Genomic DNA, 19387 nt, shown 5'->3' with positions numbered 1-19387 from the left:
GGCCCCCGGATCAGGTTGGGCCAAATACCGATTCTGCCTCGAATACCGGCCCGTCCACACAGACCCGTTTCATGCTGCTGCCCTGATCTGTCTGCACGCTGACCACACAACCGGCGCAGCCACCCACGGCACAGGCCATATATTCCTCCAGGGAAACCTGGCAGGGTAGATGGTACTCCCGGGCCAGGGCAGCACAGGCTTCCAACATGGCATGGGGACCACAGGCATAGATCTGGACCTGGCGCCGCTGTTCCACCGACAGGGCCTCCAGCCAGTGACGGGCCAGATCCGTGACATAACCGTCATGACAACCGGGCATCCCTGCCAGACTGGTGAGCCGGGAAGGCACACCCCAATCCTCCAGCAGCGGCATGGCGGCGATCACCCCGTCGGGCAGACCCGGCACCAGGAAACGGGAGGGTGTTGCCTTGAAGGGAAAGGGGACTTCCGAGCCCATGATCACCAACGGCTCACTGACCGGATGTTTGCGCAGGACATCGGCCAGAAACACCATGGGAGGGATGCCCACCCCACCGCCCAGCAGCAGGGCGCGGGGACGATCTCCATGGGGCAGGGTAAAGGGTTTGCCGATGGGGCCCATCAGGTTGATTTTTTCCCCCACCTGACGCCGGGCCAGCAAGCGCGTCCCCTGACCCACCGCCTTGTAAAGAAACGTGACCCAGCCTTCCTTGGGGTCCACCTGCATGATCGACAGGGGACGGCGCATGGGCAATTGGGGGTCACATTGCAGATGGGCAAAGCAGCCGGGCCGGGCATGGGCCGCACATTGGGGCGCCTTGACCCGCAGGATATGCTGATCACCGGGATGGGCCGTATGGGACACAATCGGCGCATCTTCCACAAAGATGGTGCCGCGATGGGGTTTATTCATCAATTTTGCGCGACAATCCCCGTCCTGTACCACCGGGCGGGATGACCTGCCGTATACAGCACGATCACGGGGCCGGGGTCGCGCCCTCCTGTATCAGTTTGGGTTAAAGCCGATGATAACAAATCGCGGTTCTGCCTTGGCCAGATACCTATGGCCGCCAGAGGCGGCCTGGATTTATGAATCTGACCGGTAAAGACGCCCCAACACCGTCAGCAGGTGATCCACCTGGTCTGGGGTATGGGCGGCACTGAGGGTCACCCGCAACCGGGCGGTATTGGGTGGCACCGTGGGTGGCCGAATGGCCGGCACCAGCAGTCCCTGGGCCAGGAGTGCTTCACTCAAGGTGGTGGCGGCCAGAGTATGGCCCACCTGCAAAGGCTGGATTGGCGTGGTGCTGTCCATCAATGGCAATCCCAGTTCCGCTGCCCCGGTCCTGAATTGCCGGATCAACCGGTGCAGGTATTCACGCCGTTCCGGCTCCTGGTGTACCACCTCCAGGGCAGCCAGGGTGGCTTCCGCCACGGCGGCAGGCATGGCTGTGGTGTAGATGTAGGTGCGGGCGGACTGAATCAGGGTTTCGATCAGGTCATCACTGCCGGCAACAAAAGCACCCGCAGTGCCCAGTGCCTTCCCCAGGGTACCCATGAGCAGGGGCACCTGGGTCTGATCCAGTTCCAGGGCTTCCAGGGTTCCAGCCCCGGTGGCACCCAATACCCCCAGACCATGGGCATCATCCACCATGAACCAGGCATCGGCCTGACGGCTTCGATCCGCCAGGGCAGCCAGGGGAGCGATATCACCATCCATGGAAAACACGCCATCGGTGCTGACCAGAGTGTCCTGTGGCGCCGGCTGGGCCAGCAGCCGGGACAGATCATCCACATCCCCATGACGGTAACGCTGCAATCTGGCCCCGCTGATCCGGGCAGCATCAATCAAAGAGGCATGGTTGAGACGGTCCTGTAACACCCGATCACCCCGTCGGAGCAGGGCCTGGGCCACCCCCAGGTTGGCCATATAGCCGGTGGAAAACAGCAGGGCACGGTCACGGCCAGTGAAGGCGGCCAGCGCTTCTTCCAACCGGTGATGGGCGCGGGTATGGCCATTGACCAGATGGGCGGCCCCGGCGCCCACGCCATAGCGGTTGGCGCCGGCCTTGAAAGCAGCAACGACGGCCGGATGGGCGGCCAGTCCCAGGTAATCATTACCGCAGAAGGCCAGCACGGGCCGGCCATCAATGACCTGCTCAGGCTGTTGGGGACCCTCCAGTATCCGGCGTTGCCGGTAACCATGGTCAGCCCGACGCTGACGGAGCATAGGGGCAAGATCCCTCACCGGGCATCAGGCTCCATGAACGTGGCTAAAGGTCAGCCCCAGACGCCGGAACAGGCCCTCGTCATGACTTTCAGTGGCATTGGGGGTGGTGAGCAGCCTGTCGCCATGAAAAATGGAATTGGCGCCGGCAAAGAAGCACAGGGCCTGCATTTCGTCGCTCATCTCGCTGCGGCCTGCCGACAGGCGCACATGGGAATGGGGCATGATGATCCGGGCTACGGCCACGGTACGCACGAATTCAAAGGGGTCCAGGGGTTCCACCCCATGCAGCGGTGTGCCTTCCACCTGCACCAGGTTGTTGATGGGCACCGACTCCGGATGCCGGGGCAGGTTGGCCAGTTGCTGCAGCAGGCTGGCCCGGTCGCGGCGGGATTCCCCCATGCCCAGAATACCCCCGGAACAGACGTTGATGCCCGCCTCGCGCACATGGGCCAGGGTGTCCAGACGGTCCTGATAGGTCCGGGTGCTGATCACCTCGCCGTAGTATTCCGGGGAGGTGTCCAAGTTGTGATTGTAATAGTCAAGGCCCGATGCCTTCAGACGCTGGGCCTGCATCTCGGTGAGCATGCCCAGGGTCATGCAGGTTTCCAGCCCCAGCGCCCGCACGCCCTTGACCATCTGGATAATCTGCTCCAGGTTGTGGTCGTTGAGATTGCGCCAGGCGGCGCCCATGCAAAAGCGGGTGGCCCCTTCATCCTTGGCCTTGCGGGCTTCAGCCAGCACCTCGGCCACGGGCATGAGTTGCTCCTTTTCCACTGCGGTGTCGTGGTGGGCGCTCTGGGAACAGTAGCCGCAGTTCTCGGAACAGGCGCCGGTCTTGATGGACAACAGGCGGCTGACCTGAATCTGGTTGGGATTGAAGTGGGCACGGTGAACGGTGTGTGCCTCGAACAGAAGGTCATTGAAAGGGCGTTCCAGGAGGGCGAGGATCTCGTCCACCTCCCAGTCGTGACGTGTCTCGGCCATGGTCAGGCTCCTTGGAGATTGGGCGGCCCCATCAGGGCAAATATTTTGATTTTTCGGCATGGGGATCGCAATATAGCGTATCCAATCTGCAAAGGTGACAAGGATCGTGACCCGGATACCCTCCTGGCTTTGGGGACTGCGTAGCAGCCTGTTGGAAACCGCCTATCCATCCACCTGCCTGCTGTGCGCAGCGCCAGGTCACGCCGGTATGGACCTGTGTGCCGCCTGTCGGGAGGCATTGCCGGTGTCCGATCATGCCTGTACCCGCTGCGGCCTGCCCCTGGCCTATCCTGCCCCCTTCTGCGGGCACTGTCTGCGGGGACCGCCCCCCTTTGAGGCCACCTGGGCCGCCCTGTCCTATACCTCACCGGTGGATGGCCTGATCGCCGACTTCAAGTTCCGTGCCCGCCTGCCCCAGGGACGTCTGCTGGGCCAGTTGATGGCCGATGTCCTGGCGCCCCGGGTGGTCATGCCCGACTGCCTGATCCCGGTCCCCCTGCATCGTCATCGGCTGCGGGAGCGGGGTTTTAATCAATCCCTGGAACTGGCCAGGCCCCTGGCCCGGCGGCTGAACTGTGCCCTGATCCATGACGCCGTGATCCGGATACGGGCCACGCCGCCCCAGTATACCCTGGCGGCCACCGAACGGCGGGTCAATCTGCGGGGCGCCTTCCGGGTGGCGCCGGGTTTCGAGGCCGGGCACGTGGCCCTGGTGGACGATGTGATGACCACCGGTTCCACCTTGCGGGAGATCGCCGCCGCCCTCAAGGCCCACGGTGTCGGTCGGGTGGATGTGTGGGTGCTGGCGAGGGCAGGTTGATCAACCAGCGCTGAAGAGATAGGAGGCAATGATCCCCGCAAAGACCGCCAGGCCAAACCAGTTGTTGTTCAAGAAGGCCTCAAAGCAGCCCTTGGGATTCCGGTCACGGATCAGGTACTGCTGATAGCAGGCCAGCAGGGCCGCGATCCCAAGCCCCAGGTAGAACAATCCGCCCAGACCCGCCAACAGGCCCACCAGGGCCAGGGCCACCAGGGTTAAAGCCTGCAGGATGCCGATGATCAAACGGTCGGCCTCGCCGAACAGGATGGCGCTGGACTTGACGCCGATTTTCAGGTCATCTGGCCGGTCCACCATGGCGTACATGGTGTCGTAGGCGGTGGTCCAGAGGATGGTGGCCAGAAACAGCAACCAGGCCAGCGGCGGCGGAAATTCCCCGGTCTGGGCAGCAAAGGCCATGGGCACGGCCCAGCCAAAGGCCGCCCCCAGGTGTACCTGGGGCAGATGGTGGAATCGCTTCATGAAGGGGTAGCTGACCGCCAGCACCAGCGCCACCACCGACAGGGCGATGGTCAGGGGGTTCAACAGCAGCACCAGGGCAAAGGCCGTCAGGGCCAGGGCCACGGTCACGCCCACCGCCTCCCGGGCGCTGATGCGCCGGCTGGCCAGGGGGCGGTCCCGGGTCCGGGTGACATGGCCATCGATATCCCGGTCGGCAAAGTCATTGATGGCACAGCCAGCGGACCGCATCAGGGCCACACCGGCCACGAATACGAACAGCACCAGCAGGTCGGGCATGCCCTCGGCCGCGATCCACAGCGCCCAGAGGGTGGGCCAGAGGAGCAGCAGGATGCCGATGGGCCGGTGCAGCCGGGTCAGCAGAGCGTACTGGACGAGCCTGTCACGCAGACTCAAGGCGGGGATGTCTGGGGTCACGGGTTTCAAAGCGGGCTTGGTCCGGTATCTGCCAGGGGCTAAAGTGTAGCAAAGCAGAACGGAGCAGGAGAGCATCCATGCAAGATCATTACGACCTCATTGCCATCGGTGCCGGCAGCGGTGGCCTGTCCGTGGTGGAACGGGCGGCCCGTCACGGCGCCCGCTGTGCCGTGGTGGAGAAAGGCCCCCTGGGGGGCACCTGTGTCAATGTGGGTTGCGTGCCAAAGAAGGTGATGTGGTATGCCGCCGAGACCGCCCATCGGTTGGAGGATGCCGCCGGTTACGGCTTCAAACTGGCCCGGGAGGGATTTGACTGGACCGGACTGGTGACCAAAAGGGAGGCCTACATCACCGATATCAACACCTGGTATCACACCTATCTGAAGGATTCTGGCGTTGATCTGATCCAGGGCACTGCCCGGTTCGTGGCCGAGCGCACCCTGGATGTGGACGGACGGCAGGTGACGGCGGATCACGTGGTCATCGCGGTGGGGGGGCGGCCCACGGTACCGGATCTGCCCGGCGCGGCATTGGGGATCACCTCGGATGGTTTCTTTGCCCTCCAGACCCAGCCCCGGCGGGTCGCCGTGGTGGGCGCAGGCTATATTGCCGTCGAACTGGCGGGCCTGTTACAGGCCCTGGGTTCGGAGGTGTCCATGTATTTGCGGGGTGAAACCCTGTTGCGTGCCTTTGATGCCATGGTGCGGGACACCCTGATGGAACAGATGCTGGCAGCAGGGGTGAACCTGTTCCCCCGCACCCAGGTCTCCCGGCTCAGCGCCCACCCGGACAGGGTGGCGCTACACTGTGATCAGGAGGCCTGTGAAGGGATGTTCGATCAGGTGATCTGGGCCATTGGCAGAACCCCGGTCACTGCAGGGCTGGGGCTGGCAATGGCTGGGGTGGCCCAGGATGAGCAGGGGTTCATTCCCACCGATGCCTTCCAGAACACCAATGTGGCCGGCGTGTATGCCATTGGCGATGTGACCGGTCGGGCCGCCCTGACCCCGGTGGCCATCGCAGCAGGGCGCCGGCTGGCAGACCGGCTCTTTGGCGGCCAGCCGGAACGGCATCTGTCCTATGACACGATTCCTTCCGTGGTTTTCAGTCATCCCCCCATCGGCACCGTGGGCCTGACCGAAGAGGAGGCCCGCGCCACCCACGGCAGTGCGGTCAAGGTGTACACCACCCGCTTCACATCCATGTATCACGCCATGACCGATCACAAGGTGCCCACCGCCATGAAGCTGATTACCGTGGGGGCACGGGAAAAAGTGGTGGGCATACACATCATCGGGCCAGGCGCTGATGAAATGCTCCAGGGATTTGCCGTGGCGATGCGCATGGGCGCCATCAAGCAGGACCTGGATGACACCGTAGCCCTGCATCCCACCAGTGCAGAGGAACTGGTGACCCTGCGGTGATCAATTCCCTGACCCTGCGGGTAAGTCTGATTGCTGCCCTGATGGTGGCGGTATTTGCAGTGATGACGGCCCTGGCCCTGGAGCGGGCGTTTCGGGACAGTGCGGTACATGCCCTGGAAGAGCGCCTGCAGGCCCAGCTTTTTCTGCTGATGGGGGCAGCAGAAGTGGATACCGATGGCCGGGTCAGCCTGCCGGAACGGCTGCCCGAACCCCGCCTCATGTTGCCCGACTCAGGACTCCACGCCCGTATCAGCGATGGGGCGGGGATGACCTTGTGGCGTTCTCCCTCGGCCCTGGGGCTATCTGACCCCTCCTTGCAGACCCGCATGTTCCAGGCCCGCATGACCGTGGACTGGGAAACCAGCGCCGGGGTGGTCCCCTTGACCTTTACCCTGCGGGAGGACCATACCGCCCTAGAGGATCAGATGGGTGCCTATCGGCGCAGTTTATGGGGCTGGCTGGCGGGGCTGGCGGTGCTGCTGCTGGCAGCCCAGTCATTGGCCCTGTACCTGGGGCTGATGCCATTGCGCCGGGTGGCCAGGGAGCTGCGGGCCATGGAACAGGGCCGGCAATCCATCCTGACGGGCCGCTATCCGGTAGAACTCAAAGCCCTCACCGACAGCCTCAACGACCTGCTGCGGCAGGAACGGGCCCAACTGGCCCGTTACCGGGATGGTCTGGCGGATCTGGCCCATAGCCTCAAGACCCCTCTGTCGGTGCTGCGGGGAAGCCTGGAATCCGGCCATGAGCGATCCGGGCAGCAGCACATGGAAGACCTGGAGCAACTGGAGCGCATGGACCGGATTGTTGCCTATCAACTGCGACGGGCCGCCACCGCCGGCCATCGAACCCTGGCTGCGCCACTGGCCATAGCCCCGGTGGTCCAGCGCCTGGGTCGCACCCTGGACAAGGTGTATCCCGACAAGGGGGTGATCCTGTTTGATCGGGTCTCATCCGATTGCCATCTTCGGGGCAACGAAGGCGACCTGATGGAACTGCTGGGCAATCTCATGGACAACGCCTGGAAATACGGCCAGAGTCGGGTCATGGTCTCCGCAGCAATGAAGGGGCGCTGGCTGACCCTGCAGGTGGAGGACGACGGCCCTGGTATTCCTTCGGATCAAGTGCCGGTGATCCTGGCCCGTGGCGGACGCCTGGATGAAGGGGTGCCAGGCCAGGGTATCGGACTGGCGGTGGTCAATGACATTGTTGATGCCTACGAGGGACGCCTGACCATCGGCACCTCCACCCTGGGTGGTGCCAGAGTGGAAGTCCGTCTGCCCACCTGATGCCCGCCCCTATGGCACCCCCAGCCACAATATCAATTGATGATACAGGGGGATGCCCACAATCACGTTGACCGGGAAGGTCAGACCCAGGGCAGCCAGCATGGCCAGGCCGATATTGGCATCGGGAATGGCAGCCCGGATTGCCGCCGGTGCGGCGATGTAGGATGCACTGGCGGTCAGAGCGGCAAGGATCAGCAACGACCCGGAAGGCAGGCCCAGCAGCATCCCGGTGGCCAGCCCCATGCCCCCCAGCAAAAATGGCGCCAATGTGGCAAAACACAGCAGACGCCACTGGCGCCAGGGTACAGGCCGCAGGGTATCGGCGGCGGTCAGACCCATTTCCAGCAGAAACAGGGCCAGCACGACTTTAAAGGCATTGGTGAGCAGGTCCGTCACCGCGGCCCCTTCCTGGGGGCCATAGAGCAGACCGATGATCACCCCCCCCACCAGCAGGATCACCCCTCGGTTGGTCAAGGTTTCATGCCACAGTCCCCGCATACTGGCAGCGGCCTGATCCCCCCGGTAACGCCGATAGAGGATGATGGCCACCATGATGGCCGGCAGTTCCATCATCACCAGATACAGGGTTACTTCAGGACTGATGGGCAGTTGCAGACCCTCGGCAAAAGCCAGGGCCACAGCGAAGGTACCGGCGCTCACCGAACCATAATGGCCTGCCAGACTGGCGCTGTCGGCCACCGGCAACTGGACCACCCGCATCAGTAACGGCATGAGCAGCAGGGGAATCATGGCCCCCAGCATGGCCACCGCCAGCAGATCCTGCACCACCGATATGGTGATGTTGCCGTGGAGGGCCATGCCCCCCTTGAGACCGATGGTAAGCATCAGCAGCAGGCTGAGGGTATCGTAGGCGGCTTTGGGGATGGTCAGGTCGGATTTCACCAGACCGGCCACCAGGCCGAGCAGGAAAAACATCACCACGATATCAGGCATAAGCGTCTGAATGGTTGCTTGAGTTGGGCCGAATTCTGAGGCTAATGGCCCAGGGATGCCAGTATCCCATGACGGTTTGAGCCTCCCCACGGCTCAAACCGGGCTTTATGCTGCTTTAGTTATGTCTTTATGCTTCTACGGCGGTCGACGCCCCGGAACCCACAAAAACCCGGCTGTTGACGGGCCGCACCCAGGTCTTCATCCCTGGCGACAAGCCCAGGGGGGCGAGTTGGGTTTTGGGCAGTTCGGCATGGATCAGATCCTTGCCGCCCGCCACCTTGAGTTCGAGGCGGGCGGTCGGCCCGACCACCGTGATGCCTTGGATCACCGCCGCCAAGACCGGTGTGGCTGCCGCCAAGGCCAAGCGCACCACCGCCACCCAGTCCGCCGCGGCAAGGGCCCGTGGCACCACCCGGCGGGGGCCGGTAACGAAGAAGGACTGAGTGAAGAAGGGGCAGGAAGGTACTGAGCAAGCATCTTCCTGTCACTCTACTTTGGACTTCCGGCCGTCACTCCCGCGCACGCGGGAGTCCAGAGTCATCAGTCGGCACTGGATTCCCGCGTGCGCGGGAATGCCGTGTTCAGAAGATCCCCCTGACCTGCCGGCCAGGCCTGGTGGATGACTCTCGGGCTGTGTACTCCTGAGTGGGTAACGGTTACGCTGGTCAATCGCACCTGCTCAGGAGTCCATGCCATGCGTCTTCCCGTGTCCCTGGTGATCTTGCTGTTGGCCGTGCTCGTGAGCCTGCCCGGCTGTCGTGATGCCCGGACGGTCGCCCCGGATGGTGACGGCACCGTTACCATTCAAGGTGAACTGACCTATCCGGAGCGCATTGCCCTGCCGCCTCAGGCCGTGGCTGTCATCGAGGTGCGTGCCTTTGACGCAACCGGCGAGCAGATCCTGATCGAGCAGCGCCTTGACCTGGAGGGCCGGCAGGTCCCCATTCCCTTCCGTCTTGAACTGCCTTCCGTCGCCCTGGGCGGGACGGCCATCCACGAACTGCGGGGCGCCGTGGAACTGGAGGGGCAGTGGTTGCGAGTGACGGAACCGCTGATGCTGTCCCTGACCGGGAAGACTCTGGATACCGGACCGCTGCGTCTGATTCCGTTCACCGCGGCGCGCTTTGGCACCCATTTCACCTGCGGTCCCGAACAGGTCGTGCTGGACGCATCGCCACGCCTCATCGTGTCGGGCACCGCCCACGATCTGGTGCCGGTGCCGGCGGCATCCGGCGTTCGCCTTGAAGGCGTGGAGGACCCCGACACCTGGATTCATGAAAAGGGCGGCGAGGCCCTGATCAGTGTGGCGGGGCGGGAACTGCCGCCCTGCCGGATCACACCGCCCCCTTCCCTGCCCTTCCGCGCCTATGGTCAGGAGCCGGGCTGGCACGTGGATATCGAGCAGGACCGGATCACCCTGGTCACCGGCTATGGTGCGCAAACCCTGACCCTGCCCCTGCTGCACACGGGACAGGACGGACCCCGGACCCGTTTCCGGGCCGCCGATGCCGGGCATCGTCTGGTGGTCGCTGTCGCCCCCGATATCTGTCGCGACAGCATGAGCGGCATGCCTCACCCCTACACCGTGATCCTGCAGTGGGACGACGAGACCCTGAACGGCTGCGGAGGGGAGCCGCTGTCCCTGCTCACGGACCGGGAGTGGGTCATTGAAGACCTGGACGGTCAGGGGATCGTGGATCAATCCCGCATCACCCTGCAGTTTTTTGCCCAGGACGGCCGGGTGGCCGGCACCGCCTCCTGCAACCGTTACCACGGGGGCTTCACGCTCACCGGCGAGGGCCTGACCTTCCAGCACCCCGCCTCCACCCTGATGGCCTGCCCCGAGGCGCTGATGCTTCAGGAGCAGACCTTCTTCCGCATCCTGGCCGCGGTCACCGGGTTTGATATCGACGCCACCGGTGCCCTGGTCCTGTCCGGGCCGGAGGGGACGATGAAGGGTCATGCCGAGCCGATGGCCTCCCCGTGAGCATGGGTGTGTTTTGAGCCTTGATCCGCGATACTGACCCGTATCCGGCATATACAACCTGGGGGATGACCATGGAAGCCTTTGGAATCTTTGCCACCACCATCGTGGTGGTCACCATCATCTTCATTGCCAAGGCGGTCAAGGCGGTGCCGCAGGGTGAAAAATGGACCGTGGAGCGGTTCGGGCGCTACACCCGCACCCTGGAATCGGGCCTCAACATCATCGTGCCGTTCATCGACAGCATCGGTCGCAAGCTGACGGTGATGGAACAGGTGCTGGACGTGCCGGCGCAGACCGTGATCACCAAGGACAATGCCGCCGTGGTGGCCGACGGCGTGGTCTTTTTCCGCATCGATGATGCCGCCTCCGCCGCCTACCAGGTGCGCAACCTGGAAGAGGCCATCGTCAATCTCACCACCACCAACCTGCGCTCGGTGATCGGCTCCATGGATCTGGACGATACCCTGTCCAATCGCAGCAAGATCAACGATGTTCTCATGGGCATCGTCGACGATGCCACCAATCCCTGGGGCGTCAAGATCGTCCGCATCGAGATCCGCGACCTGAAAATGGAGCCGGAGTTGCAGAAGGCGATGAACATGCAGATGACCGCCGAGCGCAAGCGCCGGGCCCAGGTCCTGGAGGCCACCGGCAAGCGGGAGGCGGAGATCCTGCAGGCGGAAGGCGAAAAGCAGGCCGCCATCCTGCGCGCCGAAGGGGAGCGTCAGGCGGCCTTCCTGGAGGCCGAGGCCCGCGAGCGTGAGGCTAAGGCCGAGGCCGAGGCAACCCGCGTGGTGTCCGAGGCCATCGCCTCCGGGAACATTCAGGCGGTGCAGTACTTCCTGGGCATCAAGTACGTGGAGGCCCTGCAGCAGATCGGCAAGGCCGATAATTCCAAGCTGGTCCTGATGCCCCTGGAGGCCTCGGGGATCACCGGTGCCGTGGCCGGCGTGACCGAACTGGTGCAGCAGATGGGGGCGGACAACAAGGCCCTGACCTCCGGCTCATCCGGTAAATAGGGCAGGGCAGGCGATGTTGCAGACGCTGCTGACCAATCCCTGGTTCTGGCTGATCGCGGGGATGATCCTGATGGGGCTGGAGATCCTGATCCCCGGGGTGTTCCTGCTCTGGATCGGGCTGGGCGCCCTGATCTCCGCCATGTTCGTGGCCCTGTTGCCGGATCTGGCTTTTGCCTGGCATCTCATGGGTTTTTCCATCACCATGCTCGGTGCCTGCGGCCTGGGGTTCTGGTTGCAGCGGCGGGGCAGGGCGGCCCAGGGTGACGCCCCGGTGATGAATCGGGAAATGGATGCCCTGCTCAACCGGGAATATATCGCCGCCACGGATTTCGTGGCGGGTCGGGGCCGGGTGAGGGTGGGGGATACCACCTATGCCGCCCAGGGGCCTGATGAGGTGAAGGCCGGGGACCGGGTGCTGGCCTTTGCCCGCGACGGCATGCAGTTGCGCGTCAGGCCGCTTCCCACCGAGGACGGTGCCGCGGCCGGTTGAGGACTCAAGCCCCCAGCCACCGTACCAGTTGATAATACAGGGGAATGCCCACGATCACGTTTACCGGAAAGGTGAGTCCAAGGGCGGCAAGCATGGCCAGGCCGATGTTGGCATCGGGAATGGCGGCGCGAATGGCCGCCGGCGCGGCGATGTAGGAGGCGCTGGCGGTGAGTGCCGCCAGGATCAGCAGGGAGCCCGCGGGCAGACCCAGCAGCAGTCCCGTGGCCAGGCCGAGGCCGCCCAGCAGAAACGGGGTGATCACGGCGAAGCACAGCAGGCGCCAGTGTTGCCAGGGAACGGGGCGCAGGATCTCGGCGGCCGTCAGTCCCATCTCCAGCAGGAACAGGGCCAGCACGACCTTGAAGGCATTGGTGAGCAGGTCCGTCACCGCGGCGCCTTCCTGGGGGCCGTAGAGCAGTCCGATGATCACCCCGCCCACCAGCAGGATCACCCCTCGGTTGGTCAGGGTTTCATGCCACAGTCCCCGCATGCTGGCGGCCGCCTGGGCGCCGCGGTAGCGACGGTAGAGGATGATGGCCACCATGATGGCCGGCAGTTCCATCATGACCAGATACAGGGTGACCTCCGCGCTGATGGGCAGTTGGAGTCCCTCCGCAAAGGCCAGGGCCACCGCAAAGGTGCCCGCGCTCACCGAACCGTAATGGGCAGCCATGCTGGCGCTGTCGGCCACCGACAGCCGGATCACCCGCAGCAGCAGCGGCATGAGTATCAATGGAATCAGTGCCCCCAGCACCGCCACCGCCAGCAGATCCTGAACCACCGACAGACTGAGATTGCCATGGAGCGACATGCCCCCCTTCAGGCCGATGGTGAGCATCAGCAGCAGGCTGAGGGTGTCGTAGGCGGCCTTGGGAATGGTCAGGTCGGACTTGAGCAGCCCGGCCACCAGGCCGAGGAGGAAGAACATCACCACAATATCAGGCATGAGCGTATGAGCGGTTGCTTGAGTTGGTCCGAATTCTGAGGCCAACGGCCGATGGATGCCAGTGCTCGGGGCATGCGGTCAGGCTGCCCGCGAATGGCGCGTCGGAAGTCCCGGTGCCATGGGGGGGACAGACGGGGATGCAAGTGGTATAAATTCCACCATGCATGGCCCTGTCATCAGGCTCCGGGCCTGAATCATGGCAATGTCCTTGAACCGTCTTGAGGGAGACTGAAGCATGCTGAAACCCTGGATGATGATCGCCATTCTGCTGGCCGCGGCCGGCCCCCTGTCGGCCTCCGAGATTGTCGACGCAACCAATCCGGAGAAGATCCGTCAACTTGCCCAGGGGTATGGCTCGGCAACCCTGACTACCGACGGCACGGGCGATCCCATGATCCGTGGTCGCATTGACGGCACGAGTTGCGCCATCATCTTCTATGGCTGCTCGGAGAACCGGGATTGCAAGAACATTCAGTTCACCAGCGCCTGGCAGACCAATGGCCAGTACACGCTGGAAGACATGAACCGCTGGAACCGTACCGCCCGTTTCGGCAAGGCCTATCTGGACGGCGATGGGGACCCGGTGCTGGAGATGAATGTGAATCTGGATTTCGGCGTGACCGAGCGCAACCTGGACGATACCCTGGACTGGTGGCGTGTGGCGTTGCTTCAGTTCCGCGGCGAGGTACTGACGAAATAGTCGCCGTTCAATCCGCGGACACAAGGCTGGATCCCATCAGATACTCGGCCACGGCCTGATAGGCGGGCAGTGAGGTCGGATCGATCCCGGCATTGCTTGCCGTGGGGAAGGATGAAAAACGCACGATCACCATTTCGGCGGTCGGGTCCACATAGATGGTCTGCCCATGGACGCCGCGTGCCGCGAAGGCACCATGGGGGTTGTGAAAAATCCACCACATGCCACGGTAGCTGCCGCCGTCAAGGGTGGCATACCCCGCCCTTGCAAAGGCTTCCCTGTCGCCACCGGCGCGGATGTTCGCCACGACCGATTCGGGAAACAGCCGTTGTCCGTTGATCTCTCCGCCGTTCAGCATCAGCAGGCCGATTCGCCCCATATCACGCAGACCGGCGCTCAACCCGCCACCCGCAAATGGTATGCCCTTGCCGTCGATGGTCATGTAGGCATCCTGCTCCGCGCCCATTCTGCTCCAGATACGTTCCGACAGCAGCTCCGCGATATTCCTGTCCGTCACCCGCGAGAGGATCCAGCCGAGGGCATCCGTATTGACGGTCCGGTAGCCGAAAGTCTGTCCATGAATCCCGTCCTGCCCAACGGTTTGAAGATATTCGAAATACCCGTTTGGACCTTCATACCCCTCGGGTTTCGGCAATGGACTTGCCGCCGCGGAATAGGCCCATATGTCGGCCCCGGGGTCGGCATAGTCTTCGCTGTAATCGAGAGCCGTTGTCATATCCATGACCTGGCGCACGGTGGCCTCGCCAAACCCGCCGTAGGAGAGTTCCGGGACAAGGGTGGCCACTTTGGCGGTATCATCAAGCGTTCCCTCCGCCACCAGGATCTCGGCCAGCAGCCCCGTCAGAGACTTTGTCATGGACATCGCCGCGTGCTGGCTCATTTCGTCGAGACAGCCGAAGTACCGTTCGTAAACTACCCGACCCTTATGGATGATGAGTATGCCGTCGGTGTAATTGGCCGAGAGCGACGCCTTCCATGTCATGGGTTCATCGCCATCCAGTGGCGTGAAACGCACGGCATCAATGCCGTCATCGAGGGCGTATGTCAGTGGCACCGGCGCGCCGATGCCACGGCTGACCTGCTTGGTCGGCAGTAGCTCGCGTATGTGGCACACCGTCCAGCGCAGCTTGGGGAAGCTGAAATAATCGGGGTGTGTGATCAGTTTTTCAGGCGGCGGCGGAAAACCCGTCATCCAGCCCAGCCTTCCCGGGTCCGAATGCTCGGCGTCCAGTGGTGGGCCGGATTGTGCCATCACCGGCCTGATGTCGGCGGAAAAGGCCAGGGCGAGTGTTAATGCCACAAGCGCGTTACAGATTGGATTGGACATGACGCGTTCCCTGTACAGCGTTGATCAGGCTGGCGCTGGGTTGCCTGGGTGGGTTCGGTTGACACCCTCCCCACGGCCGGGGGCTTCTCGCGCAACACGGGTGACTGGTTGAATGATTCCGGCACAGGAGTGTATATCATTTCTGACGTGCTTTTTTTGTGAGAAGAACGCGCCTCGGTCTCCACGCTTCCCGATTTCGGCCATGGCTTGCTGGAGTGGTGGCGTGCGGCGTTGCTTCAGTTCCGCGGCGAGGCGCTGACGAAATAGTCGCCTTTCCTGTCCCCTGGTGCAGCCCCGATCCGCCCCGGGCTACACCGGGGATCAATCCCGTGGATGCAAGGCGGGCTCCGCCACGGGGGGATTCTGGTTCCGATGCCCCACAAAAACCCGGCTGTTGACGGGCCGCACCCAGGTCTTCATCCCTGGCGACAAGCCCAGGGGGGCGAGTTGGGTTTTGGGCAGTTCGGCATGGATCAGATCCTTGCCGCCCGCCACCTTGAGTTCGAGGCGGGCGGTCGGCCCGACCACCGTGATGCCTTGGATCACCGCCGCCAGGGCACCCTGTCCGTCGTCCTCGGCAAGGATCTCGATGTCGTGGGGACGCACATAGGCCAGCCCATCACCTTCCGGCTGATGGTCCGGGGCCGCCATGGGCAGGGCCAGATCGCCGATGCGGGCCTGCCCGTCCTGGACCCGGGCGTGAAACAGGTTGACCTGACCCAGGAAACTGAACACGAAGGGATTGACCGGGTGATCATAGACGGCTTCCGGGGTGCCTTCCTGCTCCACCCGGCCCTGATTCATCACCACGATTCGATCCGAGACCTCCAGGGCTTCTTCCTGATCGTGGGTGACGAACACCGTGGTGAGGTGGATGTCGTCATGGAGACGGCGCAGCCAGCGTCGCAATTCGGCGCGTACCTGGGCATCCAGCGCGCCGAAGGGTTCATCCAGCAACAACACCTTGGGTTCCACCGCCAGGGCGCGGGCCAGGGCGATGCGCTGCCGCTGTCCCCCGGAGAGCTGGGAGGGCAGGCGGTGGGCAGTCCAGTCCAGCTGCACCAGTTCCAGCAATTCCATCACCCGCCTGCGGATCTCCGCCTTGCCAGGGCGCAGACGCCGGGGTTTGACGGTGAGGCCGTAGGCCACGTTGTCGAACACGGTCATGTGCTTGAACAGGGCGTAATGCTGAAACACGAAGCCCACGCCCCGCCGACTGACATGGACATCGGTGGCATCCTCGCCATGGAAACGGATGCGCCCCGAATCGGCATGTTCCAGGCCGGCGATGATCCGCAGCAGGGTGGTCTTGCCGGACCCGGAAGGCCCCAGCAGGGCGGTGAGCTGACCCGCGGGCAGGGACAGGCTGACATTGTCCACGGCCACGAAGTGACCAAAGCGCTTGTTGACATGCTCGATTTCAATGCTCATGGGGGTATCCGGAAAGTCCTGGGCTCTGATGGGCAATGGCCGGCGTCATCCGCCGCTGATCCCGCGCTCATGGGTGGCCAGCAGACGGTCCCGACGCCATTCCACCACCGTCTTCAGAACCAGGGTGACCATGGCAAGGGTGGCCAGCAGGGAGGCGGCGGCAAAGGCACCGGCAATGTTGTAGTCGTCGAAGGTCTGCTGCACATACAGGGGCAGGGTGTTGGTTTCACCACGAATGTTCCCGGAGACCACGGCCACGGCGCCAAACTCCCCCATGGCCCTGGCATTGCAGAGAATCACGCCATAGATCAATGCCCACTGGATGTTGGGCAGGGTGATGTGCCAGAAGGTCTGCCAGCCGCTGGCCCCCAGCACCATGGAGGACTCCTCCTCTTCCGTGCCTTGGGCCTGCATGAAGGGAATCAGCTCCCGGGCCACGAAGGGGCTGGTGACAAAGACGGTGACCATGACAATGGCTGTGACCGAAAACATCACCTGCAGATCATGGGCATGCAACCAGGCCCCCAGCCAGCCTCCGGTGCCGTAGAGCAACAGGTACATGACGCCGGCCACCACCGGGGAAATGGCAAAGGGAATGTCGATGAATGTTTGCAACAGGCGCCGGCCAGGAAAGCGAAACCGGGTGATGAGCCAGGCGGCACAGACGCCGAAAATCGTGTTCACCGGCACCGCGATGGCGGCCGCCAGCACGGTCAGCTTGATGGCCTGGAGGGTTTCCGGGTGGGCGATGTTGGCGGCATAGACCGCCCAGCCCCGGGACAGGGCCTGGGCAAAAACCGCCACCAGGGGCAATACGATGACCAGCAGTGCCAGCAGGACACCGGCGGCAATCAGGCCCCGGCGCCCCCAGCGGATGGCGCGGGAGGGTTGGCCCCGGCGTGGAGATGGCGTGATGGCATGGGTCATGAGTCGCTCCGGGCGCGATAGATCCGGCCTTGCAGCAGGTTGATGATCAACAGCATGACCAGGGCCGCCGCCAGCACCACCGAGGCGATGGCCGCGGCGCCGGCGTAGTTGTATTCCTCCAGGCGGATCATGATCAGCAGGGCGGTGATCTCGGTTTCAAAGGGCATGTTGCCGGCGATGAAGATAATGGCGCCAAATTCCCCCAGGCTACGGGCCAGGGCCAGCGAGAATCCCGCCAGCAGGGCGGGCATGATGGTGGGCAGGATGATGCCCTGGAAGATCTGCCACGGGCTTGCCCCCAGGATGGCGGCGGCTTCTTCCAGTTCCGGTTCCATGTCCTCCAGTACCGGCTGCACCGAGCGAATCACGAAGGGCGCACTGGTAAAGGCCATGGCGGCAATGATCCCCAGTTGGGTATAGGCCACCTGAATGCCCATCGGCTCCAGATACTGCCCAATCCAGCCGTGACTGGTGAACAGAAAGGCCAGGGACAGGCCGGCAACGGCGGTGGGCAGGGCAAAGGGGAGATCCACAATGGCATCCAGCAGGGATCTGCCCGGAAACTGGTAGCGGGTGAGTATCCAGGCCAGCAACAGGCCGAAAAATACATTGAAAATGGAAGCAATGAGCGCCGAACTCAAGGTGAGCTTATAGGTGGCCACCGCCCGTTCCGAACTGATGATGCGCCAGAACTCGCCGGGACTCAGACTGGCGGCCTGGATCAGCAGTGCCGACAGCGGCAACAGGACCACCAGGCTGATGAACAGCAATGTGGTGCCCATGGTCAGGCCAAAGCCGGGTAGTACGCCCTTGACCCGTAGCGCCCGGGGTCGAATGGTCCACAGCTGCATGGCGTGTCTTTCTCGAAGGTGAATCAGGAAGGGGCCGGAGTGATGTCACTCCGGCCATGTCTGCACCAGGGTGCCGCGGTGGAGGATCAGCGGCGACGGCTGGCAGCCTGGGCCTGATCCAGGGTACCGCCATCACTAAAGTGCCTCTGTTGGGCCTGGGCCCAGCTGCCGAAAAGGTCTTCGGCGGTGAACAGCTCCACCGCCGGGAAGGCCGCGTTGTGGGCGGCCCGGACCGATTCATCGGTCACCCGGTAATGAAATCCCGCCAGAATCTCCTGGGCCCGGGGGGTGTAGAGATACTGCAGGTAGGATTCGGCCAGGGCGCGACTGTTCTGCCGGTCCACCACCCGGTCCACCACGGCGACGGGAAATTCCGCCAGCAGGCTGCGGGACGGGATGACCACCTCGAAGCGATCCTCGCCGTGCTCGCGGCGGATATGATTGACCTCCGACTCGAAAGTAATCAGGACATCCCCGATGCCGCGCTCGGCAAAGGTGGTGGTGGCCCCCCGGCCTCCGGTATCGAAGACACGGACATTGCCGATGAAGCGCTGGATGAAGGCCCGGACCTTGTCCTCATCCCCCTCGAATCGCAGATGGGCGTCTCCCCAGGCCGCCAGATAGGTATAACGGCCATTACCCGAGGTCTTGGGATTGGGAAACACCAGCGACACGCCATCGCCGGCAAGGTCTTCCCAGTCCCTGATGTTCTTCGGGTTGCCCGCCCGCACCAGGAAGGCCGGCAGGGAATAGAAGGGAGACGCCTGGTTCGGCAGGCGCGCCTGCCAGTCCGGAGCCACCAGCCCGCCGTCCACCAGCACCTGAATGTCCGTGATCTGGTTGAACGTGACCACATCCGCCGCCAGACCCTGGAGAATGGAGCGGGCCTGACTGGAAGAGCCGGCATGGGACTGGCGTACCGTGATGTTCTGTCCGGTGGCGGCGGCATGGTCCTCGATGAATGCCGGATTGATGGCCTGGAACAGTTCCCGGGCGATGTCGTAGGAGGCATTGAGGATGCGGTCACTGGCCTGGGCCGGGAGCGCCAGGGCGCCCGCCAGTATCACACCGGCGGAGAAAAGGGAAAACGATGGCTTCATGAATAGAACTCCAGTGT

20 protein-coding genes are annotated in these 19387 nt (G+C 63.5%); 8 read left to right on the top strand and 12 right to left on the bottom strand.

Translation table 11 applies throughout. The features are described 5' to 3' along the window. Positions 1 to 10 precede the first annotated feature (10 nt). From BMX62_RS04800 to bioB, 3 genes are all read right to left on the bottom strand, one after another. Positions 11 to 892 carry a dihydroorotate dehydrogenase electron transfer subunit gene (locus BMX62_RS04800; RefSeq protein ID WP_090205069.1) on the bottom strand — a complete coding sequence of 294 codons (882 nt, stop codon included), beginning with the start codon at positions 890 to 892 and terminating at the stop codon, positions 11 to 13. A gap of 174 nt (positions 893 to 1066) precedes the next feature. Beyond that, positions 1067 to 2209, bottom strand: a complete 1143-nt coding sequence (gene bioF / locus BMX62_RS04795) for an 8-amino-7-oxononanoate synthase (protein WP_238375859.1) — start codon at positions 2207 to 2209, stop codon at positions 1067 to 1069. Positions 2210 to 2233: 24 nt separating this feature from the next. After that, complete coding sequence (gene bioB / locus BMX62_RS04790; RefSeq protein ID WP_090205063.1) at positions 2234 to 3193, bottom strand: biotin synthase BioB; 960 nt, start codon at positions 3191 to 3193, stop codon at positions 2234 to 2236. A gap of 106 nt (positions 3194 to 3299) precedes the next feature. On the opposite strand from bioB, the gene BMX62_RS04785 reads away from it, so the two are divergent. Beyond that, positions 3300 to 4013, top strand: coding sequence for a ComF family protein (locus BMX62_RS04785; RefSeq protein ID WP_238375858.1), 714 nt, complete (start codon positions 3300 to 3302; stop codon positions 4011 to 4013). Here BMX62_RS04785 and ubiA read toward each other — a convergent pair whose 3' ends face one another. After that, on the bottom strand, positions 4014 to 4886 hold the full coding sequence (gene ubiA, locus BMX62_RS04780) for a 4-hydroxybenzoate octaprenyltransferase (RefSeq protein ID WP_090205197.1): 873 nt from the start codon (positions 4884 to 4886) through the stop codon (positions 4014 to 4016). It lies immediately after the preceding gene. A 98-nt stretch (positions 4887 to 4984) separates the two neighbouring features. Between ubiA and gorA the strand changes: the two genes are divergently transcribed. Further along, positions 4985 to 6331 (top strand): glutathione-disulfide reductase, encoded by a 1347-nt coding sequence (gene gorA, locus BMX62_RS04775; protein ID WP_090205060.1) that lies wholly within the window; start codon positions 4985 to 4987, stop codon positions 6329 to 6331. Continuing rightward, positions 6328 to 7620: an ATP-binding protein gene (locus BMX62_RS04770; protein ID WP_238375857.1), complete on the top strand. Its 1293-nt coding sequence runs from the start codon at positions 6328 to 6330 to the stop codon at positions 7618 to 7620. Before gorA ends, BMX62_RS04770 begins: the two co-directional genes overlap by 4 nt. A 9-nt stretch (positions 7621 to 7629) precedes the next feature. Here BMX62_RS04770 and BMX62_RS04765 read toward each other — a convergent pair whose 3' ends face one another. Further along, positions 7630 to 8574, bottom strand: a complete 945-nt coding sequence (locus BMX62_RS04765; RefSeq protein WP_090205056.1) for a sodium-dependent bicarbonate transport family permease — start codon at positions 8572 to 8574, stop codon at positions 7630 to 7632. Positions 8575 to 8701: 127 nt separating this feature from the next. Beyond that, a complete protein-coding gene (locus BMX62_RS04760) occupies positions 8702 to 8902 on the bottom strand; it encodes a TOBE-like domain-containing protein (protein ID WP_162273494.1) in 201 nt (66 codons plus the stop codon). On the opposite strand from BMX62_RS04760, the gene BMX62_RS13240 reads away from it, so the two are divergent. From BMX62_RS13240 to BMX62_RS04745, 4 genes are all read left to right on the top strand, one after another. Further along, positions 8889 to 9017: a hypothetical protein gene (locus BMX62_RS13240; RefSeq protein WP_274377154.1), complete on the top strand. Its 129-nt coding sequence runs from the start codon at positions 8889 to 8891 to the stop codon at positions 9015 to 9017. The two genes, BMX62_RS04760 and BMX62_RS13240, sit on opposite strands and share 14 nt — an antisense overlap. Positions 9018 to 9268: 251 nt before the next feature. Continuing rightward, the gene (locus tag BMX62_RS04755; protein ID WP_162273493.1) at positions 9269 to 10561 is read left to right on the top strand and encodes an META domain-containing protein; all 1293 of its coding nucleotides are present in this window, start codon (positions 9269 to 9271) and stop codon (positions 10559 to 10561) included. A 71-nt stretch (positions 10562 to 10632) separates the two neighbouring features. Beyond that, positions 10633 to 11580, top strand: coding sequence for an SPFH domain-containing protein (locus tag BMX62_RS04750; protein WP_238375856.1), 948 nt, complete (start codon positions 10633 to 10635; stop codon positions 11578 to 11580). 13 nt (positions 11581 to 11593) lie between these two features. Further along, positions 11594 to 12070 (top strand): NfeD family protein, encoded by a 477-nt coding sequence (locus BMX62_RS04745; protein WP_090205042.1) that lies wholly within the window; start codon positions 11594 to 11596, stop codon positions 12068 to 12070. 4 nt (positions 12071 to 12074) lie between these two features. Here BMX62_RS04745 and BMX62_RS04740 read toward each other — a convergent pair whose 3' ends face one another. Continuing rightward, complete coding sequence (locus tag BMX62_RS04740; RefSeq protein ID WP_090205039.1) at positions 12075 to 13016, bottom strand: sodium-dependent bicarbonate transport family permease; 942 nt, start codon at positions 13014 to 13016, stop codon at positions 12075 to 12077. A gap of 235 nt (positions 13017 to 13251) precedes the next feature. On the opposite strand from BMX62_RS04740, the gene BMX62_RS04735 reads away from it, so the two are divergent. Further along, the gene (locus BMX62_RS04735; protein WP_090205036.1) at positions 13252 to 13716 is read left to right on the top strand and encodes a YbjN domain-containing protein; all 465 of its coding nucleotides are present in this window, start codon (positions 13252 to 13254) and stop codon (positions 13714 to 13716) included. A gap of 7 nt (positions 13717 to 13723) precedes the next feature. On the opposite strand, the gene BMX62_RS04730 is transcribed toward BMX62_RS04735, so the two are convergent. From BMX62_RS04730 to cysP, 5 genes are all read right to left on the bottom strand, one after another. After that, positions 13724 to 15061 (bottom strand): serine hydrolase domain-containing protein, encoded by a 1338-nt coding sequence (locus BMX62_RS04730; protein WP_238375855.1) that lies wholly within the window; start codon positions 15059 to 15061, stop codon positions 13724 to 13726. A 321-nt stretch (positions 15062 to 15382) separates the two neighbouring features. Next, a complete protein-coding gene (locus tag BMX62_RS04725) occupies positions 15383 to 16492 on the bottom strand; it encodes a sulfate/molybdate ABC transporter ATP-binding protein (RefSeq protein ID WP_090205188.1) in 1110 nt (369 codons plus the stop codon). A gap of 45 nt (positions 16493 to 16537) precedes the next feature. Then, entirely contained in the window at positions 16538 to 17419 is an 882-nt protein-coding gene (gene cysW / locus BMX62_RS04720; protein WP_090205033.1) for a sulfate ABC transporter permease subunit CysW, read from the bottom strand. Continuing rightward, the gene (gene cysT, locus BMX62_RS04715; protein ID WP_090205031.1) at positions 17416 to 18270 is read right to left on the bottom strand and encodes a sulfate ABC transporter permease subunit CysT; all 855 of its coding nucleotides are present in this window, start codon (positions 18268 to 18270) and stop codon (positions 17416 to 17418) included. The genes cysW and cysT overlap by 4 nt, the downstream gene beginning before the upstream one ends. Positions 18271 to 18356: 86 nt before the next feature. Further along, positions 18357 to 19370 carry a thiosulfate ABC transporter substrate-binding protein CysP gene (cysP, locus tag BMX62_RS04710; protein ID WP_090205027.1) on the bottom strand — a complete coding sequence of 338 codons (1014 nt, stop codon included), beginning with the start codon at positions 19368 to 19370 and terminating at the stop codon, positions 18357 to 18359. Between the last annotated feature and the right edge of the window lie 17 nt (positions 19371 to 19387).

Source organism: Ectothiorhodospira magna (assembly GCF_900110965.1).
Lineage (GTDB): Bacteria > Pseudomonadota > Gammaproteobacteria > Ectothiorhodospirales > Ectothiorhodospiraceae > Ectothiorhodospira > Ectothiorhodospira magna.
The sequence above is the reverse complement of the archived record's forward strand: the minus strand, read 5'-3'. Positions and strand labels throughout refer to the sequence as shown.